General features: G+C 71.3%; 12 protein-coding genes and 1 pseudogene. 4 read left to right on the top strand and 9 right to left on the bottom strand.

Annotated features, from left to right (window positions below):
- The 3 genes from ACZ3OF_RS35445 to ACZ3OF_RS35435 all read left to right on the top strand — a co-directional run.
- Window positions 1-96 (top strand): acyl-CoA dehydrogenase family protein (locus tag ACZ3OF_RS35445; protein WP_157849844.1); only part of this gene is annotated, 96 nt, incomplete at its 5' end.
- 44 nt (window positions 97-140) lie between these two features.
- Window positions 141-926, top strand: a complete 786-nt coding sequence (locus ACZ3OF_RS35440; protein ID WP_361674353.1) for an electron transfer flavoprotein subunit beta/FixA family protein — start codon at window positions 141-143, stop codon at window positions 924-926.
- A gap of 33 nt (window positions 927-959) precedes the next feature.
- Window positions 960-1,916 carry an electron transfer flavoprotein subunit alpha/FixB family protein gene (locus ACZ3OF_RS35435; RefSeq protein ID WP_391802234.1) on the top strand — a complete coding sequence of 319 codons (957 nt, stop codon included), beginning with the start codon at window positions 960-962 and terminating at the stop codon, window positions 1,914-1,916.
- Window positions 1,917-1,988: 72 nt separating this feature from the next.
- Here ACZ3OF_RS35435 and ACZ3OF_RS35430 read toward each other — a convergent pair whose 3' ends face one another.
- From ACZ3OF_RS35430 to ACZ3OF_RS35415, 4 genes are all read right to left on the bottom strand, one after another.
- A complete protein-coding gene (locus ACZ3OF_RS35430) occupies window positions 1,989-2,384 on the bottom strand; it encodes a Zn-ribbon domain-containing OB-fold protein (RefSeq protein WP_467308959.1) in 396 nt (131 codons plus the stop codon).
- Between the two features lie 121 nt (window positions 2,385-2,505).
- The gene (locus ACZ3OF_RS35425; RefSeq protein ID WP_467308957.1) at window positions 2,506-3,219 is read right to left on the bottom strand and encodes a TetR family transcriptional regulator; all 714 of its coding nucleotides are present in this window, start codon (window positions 3,217-3,219) and stop codon (window positions 2,506-2,508) included.
- An 83-nt stretch (window positions 3,220-3,302) separates the two neighbouring features.
- Window positions 3,303-4,064, bottom strand: coding sequence for an SDR family NAD(P)-dependent oxidoreductase (locus tag ACZ3OF_RS35420; RefSeq protein WP_361674361.1), 762 nt, complete (start codon window positions 4,062-4,064; stop codon window positions 3,303-3,305).
- A 63-nt stretch (window positions 4,065-4,127) separates the two neighbouring features.
- Window positions 4,128-5,282 carry an acyl-CoA dehydrogenase family protein gene (locus ACZ3OF_RS35415; protein WP_361674363.1) on the bottom strand — a complete coding sequence of 385 codons (1,155 nt, stop codon included), beginning with the start codon at window positions 5,280-5,282 and terminating at the stop codon, window positions 4,128-4,130.
- A gap of 132 nt (window positions 5,283-5,414) precedes the next feature.
- Between ACZ3OF_RS35415 and ACZ3OF_RS35410 the strand changes: the two genes are divergently transcribed.
- Window positions 5,415-6,020: a TetR/AcrR family transcriptional regulator gene (locus ACZ3OF_RS35410; RefSeq protein ID WP_361674365.1), complete on the top strand. Its 606-nt coding sequence runs from the start codon at window positions 5,415-5,417 to the stop codon at window positions 6,018-6,020.
- Window positions 6,021-6,126: 106 nt separating this feature from the next.
- Here the strand turns inward: ACZ3OF_RS35410 and ACZ3OF_RS35405 are convergent.
- The 5 genes and pseudogenes from ACZ3OF_RS35405 to ACZ3OF_RS35385 all read right to left on the bottom strand — a co-directional run.
- Window positions 6,127-6,222 (bottom strand): annotated as a pseudogene (locus ACZ3OF_RS35405) (IS5/IS1182 family transposase); the annotation flags it as partial.
- A gap of 43 nt (window positions 6,223-6,265) precedes the next feature.
- A complete protein-coding gene (locus ACZ3OF_RS35400) occupies window positions 6,266-6,817 on the bottom strand; it encodes a hypothetical protein (RefSeq protein WP_467308954.1) in 552 nt (183 codons plus the stop codon).
- A gap of 263 nt (window positions 6,818-7,080) precedes the next feature.
- Window positions 7,081-8,295: a GNAT family N-acetyltransferase gene (locus tag ACZ3OF_RS35395; RefSeq protein ID WP_467308952.1), complete on the bottom strand. Its 1,215-nt coding sequence runs from the start codon at window positions 8,293-8,295 to the stop codon at window positions 7,081-7,083.
- A gap of 33 nt (window positions 8,296-8,328) precedes the next feature.
- Window positions 8,329-9,465, bottom strand: a complete 1,137-nt coding sequence (locus ACZ3OF_RS35390; protein WP_467308950.1) for an XdhC family protein — start codon at window positions 9,463-9,465, stop codon at window positions 8,329-8,331.
- 43 nt (window positions 9,466-9,508) lie between these two features.
- Window positions 9,509-10,975, bottom strand: coding sequence for an NCS2 family permease (locus ACZ3OF_RS35385; protein WP_361674375.1), 1,467 nt, complete (start codon window positions 10,973-10,975; stop codon window positions 9,509-9,511).
- Between the last annotated feature and the right edge of the window lie 31 nt (window positions 10,976-11,006).

Raw genomic sequence — 11,006 nt, 5'->3', positions numbered from 1 at the left:
CCCGTCGAGCGCATGATGCGCGACGCCAAGATCACCCAGATCTACGAAGGCACCAACCAGGTCCAGCGCATCGTCATGGCCCGCAACCTCCCGTAATCGTCCGTCACCTGCCCGCTTGATCGCTTGAAAGGAGCCAGGCCGTGACCCTGAGGATCGCTGTCTGTGTGAAGTACGTACCCGACGCGACCGGCGACCGCGGTTTCGCCGACGACCTGACGGTCGACCGCGACGAGGTCGACGGCCTGCTGTCGGAGCTCGACGAGTACGCCGTCGAGCAGGCGCTGCGCATCTCCGAGGAGTCCGACGACGCCGAGGTCACCGTCGTCACCGTCGGCCCGGACGACGCCAAGGACGCGCTGCGCAAGGCGCTGTCGATGGGCGCCGACAAGGCCGTCCACGTCAACGACGACGACATCCACGGCACCGACGTGATCGGCACCTCCGCCATCCTCGCCAAGGCCCTGGAGAAGACCGGTTTCGACCTGGTCATCTGCGGCATGGCGTCGACCGACGGCACGATGGGTGTGCTGCCGGCGCTGCTCGCCGAGCGGCTGAGCCTCCCGCAGGTCACCCTCCTCTCCGAGGTCTCGGTGGAGGGCACCCTGGTGAAGGGCCGCCGGGACGGCGACGCCGCCACCGAGCTGATCGAGGCCCCGCTGCCCGCCGTCGTCTCGGTCACCGACCAGTCGGGCGAGGCGCGTTACCCCTCCTTCAAGGGGATCATGGCCGCCAAGAAGAAGCCGGTCGAGGAACTGGACCTGGACGACCTCGGCATCGACGGCGACGAGGTCGGTCTCGCCGGGTCCTGGACCCTGGTCGAGTCGGCCACCGCGCGCCCGGCCCGTACCGCGGGCACGATCGTCACCGACGAGGGCGACGGCGGCAAGCAGCTCGCCGCGTTCCTGTCCGCCCAGAAGTTCATCTGACCCACCGTCACTATCGTTCAGGAGCAAGGAATCATGGCTGAGATCCTGGTTCTCGTGGACCACGCCGACGGTGCGGTCCGCAAGCCGGCGCTCGAACTGCTCACGCTGGCCCGCCGGATCGGCGAGCCGACGGCCGTCGTGCTCGGCGCCGGCGAGGCCGCCGCGTCGATCGCCGCCACCGCCGGTGAGTACGGCGCGGCGACCGTGTACGTCGCGGACGGCGCCGAGTTCGCCGACCAGCTCGTCGTGCCGAAGGTCGACGCGCTCACCCAGATCGCGAAGGACAAGGGCGTCGCCGCCGTTCTGGTGACGTCCTCGGGCGAGGGCAAGGAGGTCGCCGCGCGCGTCGCGCTGCGCCTCGGCTCGGGTCTGATCACCGACGCCGTGGAGCTGGAGGCCGGTGACGAGGGCCCGGTCGCGACCCAGTCCGTCTTCGCCGCGTCGTACCAGGTGAAGTCGCGGGTCTCGCACGGCGTGCCGGTCATCACCGTCAAGCCGAACTCCGCCGCCCCGGAGGCCGCCCCGGCCGCCGGCACGGTCGAGAACGTCACCGTCGCCTTCACCGGCAACGCGGCCACGGTCGTCTCGCGCACCCCGCGCGTCTCCACCGGCCGCCCCGAGCTGACCGAGTCCGCGATCGTGGTCTCCGGCGGCCGTGGTGTCGGCGCGGCCGAGGGCTTCGAGGTCGTCGAGAAGCTCGCGGACTCGCTCGGTGCGGCCGTCGGCGCCTCGCGCGCCGCCGTCGACGCCGGCTGGTACCCGCACTCCAACCAGGTCGGCCAGACCGGCAAGCAGGTCTCGCCGCAGCTGTACATCGCGGCGGGCATCTCCGGTGCGATCCAGCACCGCGCGGGTATGCAGACCTCGAAGACCATCGTGGCCGTCAACAAGGACGCGGAGGCCCCGATCTTCGACCTGGTGGACTACGGCGTGGTCGGTGACCTCTTCGAGGTCCTGCCGCAGCTGACGGGCGAGATCGGCGCACGGTAGGGGCCGGTCCCCCAGCAAGCGGAAGCGGCCCGGTGGCACAGAGTGCCACCGGGCCGCTTCGTCGTGTCCTGATCAGATCCAGCCGTCGAGGGGGACCTCTTCGCAGAGCCGGACGACCGGCTGCCCCGCAGCGGCCGGGCGGGCGGACAGCCTGACGCGGACGCCGGGGCGTACCGCGTGCGGGGGTCCGTCGACCCGGCACCGTACGACGAAGCCCTCGGCCATGTGGACCGGCCACAGGTCGTTGTCGGCGGCGGCGACCCCGCGGCGCACGGAGATCACGCCCTCGCCCTCGCTCCGTTCGGGGGCCAGGTCGGTCGACCCGCAGGTCGGACAGAGCAGGCGCTGGAAGGTCGTGGTGTGGCACCAGCGGCAGAGCTGGTAGTAGAGCTCGGCGTCGTCGACCGATTCCTCGGCCCGGACGGCGGTGCTCCCGTTCCTCAGTGCTACGGACCCGGTGTGGAACACGATGCGTTCTCCTTGCACTCGGCGGCTCGACCGTGCATGGAGCAAAGATATGGCACTGAGTGCCATCAAATAAAGACCTGAGTTCCCTCAATTGAAGATACTGAGATCCCTCAGGCGTCTCTCAGCTCTCGCCGAGGCTCGACTCCACCTCGCGCACCACGCGCCACATCGGCGTCGACCGCTTGGTGATCACCACGACGACGTCCTCGGCCTCCTCGCCCTGGCCGGCACCGCCGCCCTCACCGCCCTCGCTCCACGTGTCGCGGACGAACCCCAGGGCCCGGTCCACCTCGGCCAGCGGATCGCCCTCGCCGCCCGAGCGCAGCCAGTGCCGGAGCGTGTGGTTGTGCGCGGCGACCACGGCGGCGGCGACCACGTTGGCCCGCAGGGTGCCGTCGCGCCGGTCCGCGTAGCGGGTGCGCAGGTAGTCGCCGAGGGTCTTCTCGTACCGCCACACGACCGACAGTTCGTACGTCCGCAGGCCCGTCACCTCACGGGTGAGGCGGTAGCGCTGGACGGAGAAGGTGGGGTTCTCGGCGTACATCCGCATGACGAGGCGGGTGGCGTCGCAGACCCTGACCAGCGGGTCGTCGGTGTCCCCGCTCGCGGCGAGGAACGCGGTCATGTCGGCGAGGCTCTGCTCGTGGTCGGGGAAGACCACGTCCTCCTTCGACGGGAAGTACCGGAAGAACGACCGGCGGCCGACCCCGGCGAGGGTGACGATGTCGTCGACGGTGGTCTGCTCGTACCCCCGCTCCAGGAAGAGCTGGAAAGCCGCGGCGATGAGGGAGTCCCGCATCGCGGGCTTCGCGGAGTTCGTCGAGGCTGTTCCCATGGCCAGAACCTAACATCCGGCGGAGGGTACGCGGCACTTGGTGCCAGCTTTCACCGGCACCAAGTGCTCTCTGGACGGGCGTGTCAGCGGGCAGCCATCCGGAGGGCCCCGTCCATCCGGATCGTCTCGCCGTTCAGGTAGTCGTGCTCGGCGACCATCGTGACGAGCCTGGCGTATTCGTCCGGGCGGGCCAGGCGCTGCGGGAAGGTGACGCTCGCGCCGAGCCCGGCGCGGATCTCCTCGCTGAATCCGGCCATCATCGGGGTGTCGACGATGCCGGGGGCGATGGTGACGACCCGGATGCCGAACTGCGCGAGGTCACGGGCGGCGGTGACGGTCATACCGGCGACACCCGCCTTGGAGGCGGCGTACGCGATCTGTCCGACCTGGCCCTCGAAGGCCGCGATCGACGCGGTGTTGACGACGAGACCGCGCTGGCCGTGCTCGTCCGGCTCCTGACGGGCGATGGCCTCGGCGGCCAGCCGCATCACGTTGAACGTTCCCAGCAGGTTGACGTTCAGGACGGAACGGAACAGGTCGAGGTCGTGCGGGCCCTTGCGGCCCAGGACACGGGCGGAGGGGGCGATGCCCGCGCAGTTGACGGCGAGCCGCAGCTCCGCGCCGTCGGCCTCGATCCGGGCGAGCGCCTCGCGGACCGGCGCCTCCTCGGTGACGTCGGCGGCGAGCAGGGTGACGCCCTCGGGCAGGGGCCCGGCCGCGGCGACGGCCTTGTCCAGGTCCAGGCCGTAGACGGTGGCGCCACGGGCGGCGAGTGCGGCGGCGGTGGCGGCGCCGAGACCGGATGCGGCGCCGGTGACGAGCGCGGCGGAGCCGGCGATGTCCATGGAACTCCTCGAAACGTCAGCGGGAAATCAGCGGGAGGGAGCGGGCGTGGGCAAGGGCGGGCGTCAGCGGACGAGCTGGCGGCTGATGACCAGCCGCTGGATCTGGTTGGTGCCCTCGAAGATCTGCATGATCTTGGCCTCGCGCATGTAGCGCTCGACCGGGAAGTCGCGGGTGTAGCCGTACCCGCCGAGGACCTGGACGGCGTCCGTGGTCACCTTCATGGCCGCGTCGGTCGCCGTCAGCTTCGCCACGCTGGCCTGGCGGCTGAACGGGCGCCCGAGGTCGCGCCGGCGGGCCGCGTCGAGGTAGGTGGCGCGGGCGGAGTCGACGGCGGCGGCCATGTCGGCCAGGAGGAAGCCGAGCCCCTGGTGGTCCACGATCTTCCGGCCGAAGGTGGTGCGCTCGTTGGCGTACGCGACGGCTGCGTCGAGCGCGGCCTGAGCGAGGCCCGTGGCGCAGGCGGCGATGCCGAGGCGGCCGGAGTCGAGCGCGCTGAACGCGATCTGGAGGCCCTGGCCCTCGTCGCCGATGAGCCGGTCGGCGCCGAGCAGCGCGCCGTCCCAGTGGGCGGAGGTGGTGGGGACGGCCTGGAGGCCCATCTTGCGCTCGGGCTTGCCGAAGGAGAGGCCCTCGGTCTCGCCGGGAGCGAGGAAGCAGGAGATGCCGCGGCTGCCTGGGGCCGTACGGGCGAAGAGGGCGTAGAAGCCGGCCTTGCCGCCGTGGGTGATCCACGCCTTGGTGCCGGTGACGCGGTACGCGGCGCCGTCCGGGCCGTCGTCCACGCGCTCGGCCTTGCAGGCCAGGGCGGCCGCGTCGGAGCCCGCCTGGGGCTCGGAGAGGCTGTAGCCGCCGATGGTCTCGCCGGCGAGCATCGCGGGGAGCCAGCGCTCCTTCTGCTCCGGGGTGCCGAAGGAGTGCAGGGGGTGGCAGGCCAGGGTGTGGACGCTGGTGGCGACGGCGACGGCCGCCCAGCGCGCCGCCAGCTCCTCGAGGACCTGGAGGTACACCTCGTACGGCTGGCCTCCGCCGCCGTACTCCTCGGGGTAGGCGAGGCCGAGCAGTCCGGCCCGGCCGAGTGTGGCGAAAAGACCCTCGGGATACGTCTCCGCGGCCTCGTGCTCGTCCACCCGGGAAGAGAGCTCCTTGTCGGCGATCTCCCGGGTGAGGGCGATGAGGTCCGCTGCCTCGGGGGTGGGAAGCAGGCGGTCGACATCCATGGCGACTCCATTGACACTCAGCCACTCAGCACCGTTGTAACGGTACTGCGGGCGGTACGGCAGTACCGCTTAGCGTAGCGCAGAAGGGGTCTGCCGTAACCCCCGGAACGGGCCGACCGGCATACTGTTCGGGTGATCGACACTCCAGCCCCCGGCGCCCCCAAGCTGACGGGCCGCGGCGCGGCCCGCCGGTCCGCCCTCTTCGAGGAGCTGGTGGAACTCCTCGTCGGAGAGGGCTTCGCCCAGCTGACCCTGGACGATCTGGCGGCCCGGCTGCGCTGCTCCAAGCGCACGCTGTACGGCCTGGCGGGCAGCAAGGAGCAGCTCGTGCGGGCGGCCGTCGTCCACTTCTTCCGCCGCGCGACCACCCGGGTCGAGGCGGTCCTCGCGGCGGAGCAGGACCCGGCGGAGCGGCTGGCCGCGTACCTGCGGGCGGTCGCGGCGGAGCTGGCTCCGGTCTCCCCGCAGTTCTTCGACGACGTCGCGGCGTTCGGACCGGCCGCCGAGGTCTACGAGCGCAATACGCGCGCGGCGGCCGGGCGGGTGCAGCAGCTGATCGAGGAGGGCGTGCGGGCGGGCGTCTTCCGCGAGGTCCACGTGACGTTCGCGGCCGATGTCATCGCCTCGGTCATGGTCCGCATCCAGCAGCGGCAGGTCGCGGCGACGACGGGCCTGGCGGACGCGGAGGCGTACGGCCAGCTGGCCGAGCTGCTTCTGAACGGCCTGCGCAAGAGCTGAGAGCGCCCCTCACAGCCCCCCGAGCCGCACCGGCCCTCCGACCCCGGCGCACCGATACCGGCCTTCCGGCCCCGGTGTACGGGGCCCGGTCCAGGCCGTTCCTTGCCGAAGGCGGGCGGGCGCCTGATCGGCCTCGCTTCTTGCGGTTGGCAACCTGGTCGGAGGGTTGAGGGATCACCGTCCGAATCCCGCGCCGGCGGAGATGGGTCCATCAACCAGCGATCGGATGATCCGCAGGAAACGGGCTAGCCCCGGGCCTCCTCGGCCGCGGCGATCTCGGGCGCCGTCGCTGTGGCCCGTCGGCCCGCTTGGACCTGCTGGAGTCGCTTGATCGTGGCAGCCAGTACGTCATGGGCGTCCGTGGTATCCCCGCCCGCGTCCTCGACGCGGACCCGGGCGATGACCGTGCCGGACCGGCTGTAGCCGTAGACCGTGCCGCTCGATCCGCTGTGCGCGAGGAAGACCGATTCCTCTCCGACCGAAGTGCGCACCTTGACGGGAGCCGATTCGTCCCTGTCCGGCCACCGGTCGTACGCAGCCTTCGCGTGGGCGGCGGTGTCGAACTGACAGACGTCCAGGTCGATCCCACGCGAGAGGGTCGATCCCTGGTAGTCGTAGTCGCCGCTGCCCGCTCGCTGCCAACCCGTCGGCGCGGGAGCCTTCAGGGGAGCGCAGTCATCGGGTTCCCCGGGCATGCTCTTGTGCAGGCTGCCGGGGTAGTAGTCGGGGACCACGTCCTCGGCGTCGGGGATCGCCTGGGTGAGCTCGCCCCGGTCGAGCTGCCTGGTCAGCGGCACGTCGGTGTCGTCCTTGAAAGGCTGCGGCTCGCCCTTTCCCCTCGCGGACGGCGCCCCGGCGGGCGGCGGTGCCCCCTCCGAAGCCTTGCCCGCCGAGCACGCGGAAAGCGTCAGGCACGCCAGAAGAGATGTGATTATCGCGATGTGACTGCGTGTCATGTGATCAACATAGCCTGGACGCGGCCACCGGACGGCCGGAGCCCGGGGCCGTCGCTTCGCTCTCGCCGAGCTGCACAGGCCCAGCGAGATCCGAGAGCCGTGCCCTAGAACTCGTCGTCGGTGTGCGGCAGTCGGGGTGTGCGCAGCGCGGCGTCGAGCGTGGCCGCCGCGCCCGGCGTGTGCTCCTCGACCAGGCCCGCGGCGACCAGGTCCACGACCTTCGTACCGCCGAGGTAGCAGGCCGCCAGGTCCCGTACGCCGAAGGAGAGGTCGACCGGGTCGCCCGTCGGCTCGTACCGCGTCCCGTCCGGGCCCGACGTCAGGCGGAAGCGGCCGGAATTGACCGGAAGGCGGCTGTCGTGCACTTCCAGGACGAGATCGACGCCGGCGAGCCAGCCCCGGGCCGTGAGCGCGGCACGGACGTCGATCAGCCGCACCCACAGCGCGGGGAACTGGCCGGTCACACGGACCTGGTCGCGGTCCGCGGCGAAGAGCAGCAGCGGGTCGTCGAGCGGCCGGCCCCAGGCGCGGACGGTGCCGGTCAGGTCGATGGAGGCGAGGTACCGCCAGAGCGCGGCGGCCACGGCCGGGGTGTCGGCCTCCAGCTCGTCGACACGGACCAGGCCGGGGGTGCGGGTGTCCTCGTCCTCGCCCTTGGTGCGGTAGACGGCGTACCCGGCGACGGGGTCGCCGAGGGCGACGGTCCGGGGCGGGGAGAGCTCGTCGTCCTCCTCGTCCTCGTCGGCGAGCCACTCCCCGCTCCAGCGCTCGTCGTCCCGCCCGATCCGGCCGGCCCGGTCCGCGCGCGTGGCCTCGAAGTAGGGCCCGACGACGGCCGGCGCGTCGGCCGGGTCGATGAGCCGCAGCGGGCGCTCGTCGGGGTCGATGCGCAGGGCGAGGGGACGCCGTGAGTCGATCTCGACGGTGACGCCCTGGGTGGCGGGGCCGAAGCCGAAGCGGCCGTAGATGGCGTCCTCGGAGGCCCAGAGCGCGGCGATCGGCACGGCGCGCTCGGCGGACCGGCGGAAGAGCTCGGCGAGCAGGGCGGAGAGCACGCCACGACGCCGGTGCGTCGGGGCGACGGAGACGAACGTCAGTCCGGGGCAGGGCAGTTCGCCGCCGGGCACGGAGAGTGTGAAGCGGTGGGCGGCGACGAAGCCGACGAGGGTCTCGCCGTCGTACGCCCCGATCCGCTCGCAGGGGAGCAGCAGTTCGCGGTGGTGCTTGCGCTGCTCCTCCTCGTGACGCTCGTGGAAGACGAGGTACGCGAGATCGAGGGCGCGGTCGAGATGCACTTCGGGTACGTCACGAATGTCCATGATCCGGACCCTAACCGCCGGGTGGACTGCCTCTCAGGCGACGGAACCTATCCGGCCATCGGGTGCGCGCGGTCCGTCGTGGTGGATCGGGGTGTGCGCGCCGGTGAGGGAGACGCCGGTGCCGCCGCGGCGGTTGGCGACGATCTCGGCGGCGATGGAGACGGCCGTCTCCTCCGGGGTACGGGCGCCGAGGTCGAGCCCTATCGGGGAGCGCAGGCGGGCGAGTTCGATCTCGGTGACACCGACCTCGCGCAGTCGCTCGTTGCGGTCCTCGTGGGTACGGCGGGAGCCCATCGCGCCGACGTAGGCGACGGGCAGCTTCAGGGCCGCTTCGAGGAGCGGGACGTCGAACTTGGCGTCGTGGGTGAGGACGCAGAGGACGGTCCGCCCGTCGACCTCGGTCGACTCCAGGTAGCGGTGCGGCCAGTCGACGACGATCTCGTCGGCCTCGGGGAAGCGAGCCGGCGTCGCGAAGACGGGCCGGGCGTCGCACACGGTGACGTGGTAGCCGAGGAACTTCCCGACCCTGACCAGGGCGGAGGCGAAGTCGATGGCACCGAAGACGATCATGCGTGGGGCGGGGACGGAGGACTCGACGAGGAGGGTGAGCGGCTGTCCGCAGCGGCTGCCGTCCTCGCCGATCTCGACGGTGCCGGTGCGGCCCGCGTCCAGCATGGCCACGGCCTCGCCGGCCGCGGTGCGGTCCAGCTCGGGGTGGCCGCCGAGGCCGCCCTCGTACGATCCGCCGGGACGGACCAGGAGCGCCCGGCCCATCAGGTCGGAGGGTCCGGAGACGATCCTGGCGAGGGCTGCCGCCTCCCCCGAGACGGCGGCGGCCAGGGCGGCGGGGAAGACCCCGCCGCGTACCGGGGTGACGAGGATGTCGATGATCCCGCCGCAGGTCAGGCCCACGGCGAAGGCGTCCTCGTCGCTGTAGCCGAAGCGCTCGACGACGGTTTCGCCGTCTTCGAGTGCCTGTCGGCACAGGTCGTAGACCGCGCCCTCCACACATCCGCCGGAGACCGAGCCGATCGCCGTGCCGTCGCTGTCGACGGCGAGCGCGGCGCCCGGCTGCCGGGGCGCGCTCCCGCCGACCGCCACGACGGTGGCGACGGCGAACGTGCGTCCCTGCTCGACCCACCGGTGCAGCTCTTCGGCGATGTCCAGCATCTCGAACTCCTCGATACGTGTGTGGAGGGCGACGTTACGGGCGTCAGCTGACGCCCAGCCAGCTCTCGATCGGATGGATGGCGAAGAACACGATGAAGATCGCGGTCAGGCCCCACATGAAGGCGCCGACTTCGCGCGCCCTGCCCTGCGCCGTCTTGATGACGGCGTAGGAGATGACACCGGCCGCGACACCCGTGGTGATGGTGTACGTGAACGGCATCAGCACCACGGTGAGGAACACCGGGATCGCGACGGAGCGGTCGCTCCAGTCGACGTGCTTGGCGTTCTGCATCATCATCGCGCCGATGACGACCAGGGCGGCGGAGGCGACCTCGGCCGGCACGATCGCGGTGATCGGGGTGAAGAAGAGACAGGCGGCGAAGAACGCGCCCGTGACGACGGAGGACAGACCCGTACGGGCGCCCTCGCCGACACCGGTCGCCGACTCGACGAACACGGTCTGGCCGGAGCCGCCGACGCCGCCGCCGATGACACCGCCGGCACCGTCGATGAACAGGGCCTTGGAGAGGCCCGGCATCCGGCCCTGGGAGTCGGCGAGCTTGGCCTCGGAGCCGACACCGATGATCGTGGCCATGGCGTCGAAGAAGCCGGCGAGCACCAGGGTGAAGATGATCATGGTGATCGTGATGTAGCCGACGTCGCCCCAGCCGCTGAAGGACACCTCACCGATGAGCGAGAAGTCCGGCGTGGAGACGGCGCTGCCGCTGAGCTCCGGCGGGCCGGAGAACCAGGCCTTGGCCGGCAGGTCGCCGACGGCGTTGACGATCGCGGCGATGACCGTGCCCGCCACGATGCCGATCAGGATGGCGCCGGGCACGTTGCGGGCCTGGAGCGCGAAGATCAGCAGCAGGGTGAAGGCGAAGATCAGGACCGGCCAGCCGGCCAGCTCACCGGCCGGGCCGAGGACGACCGGGCCACCGCCGGGCGAGGGGTTCTCGTGGACGAAGCCGGCCTTGACGAAGCCGATCAGCGCGATGAAGAGGCCGATACCGATGGTGATCGCGTGCTTGATCGCCAGCGGGATCGCGTTCATGATCATCTCGCGGAGGCCGGTGACCACCAGGAGGCAGATCACCGCACCGTAGGCCACACACATGGCCATCGCCTGCGGCCAGGTCATGACGGAGATGACCTGCGAGGAGAGGACACCGGAGACACTGAGCCCCGCCGCGAGGGCGAGCGGGACCTTGCCCCAGAAGCCCATCAGCAGGGTCGTCGCCGCGGCGGCCAGAGCGGTCGCCGTGATGAGGGCGGGCTGACTGAGGACGTTGCCGTCCACATCCTTGCCGCCGAGGATCAAGGGGTTGAGCAGGAGAATGTACGCCATCGCCATGAAGGTGGTGACGCCGCCGCGGATCTCCGTCGCGACGGTGGATCCTCTCTCCGAGATGTGAAAGTACCGGTCGAGCCAAGAGCGGCCGGCGGGGACGTTCGAGCCGGAGCCCGCGTCCTCCGAGGCGGTCTTGGGCTCCACTGACGACTGGGTCATGGGGCCTACTCCCAAGGTTCAAAGGGGCACC

It is taken from the genome of Streptomyces sp. NPDC022552 (genome assembly GCF_055561875.1).
This window is presented reverse-complemented; position numbering and strand designations above follow the sequence as displayed.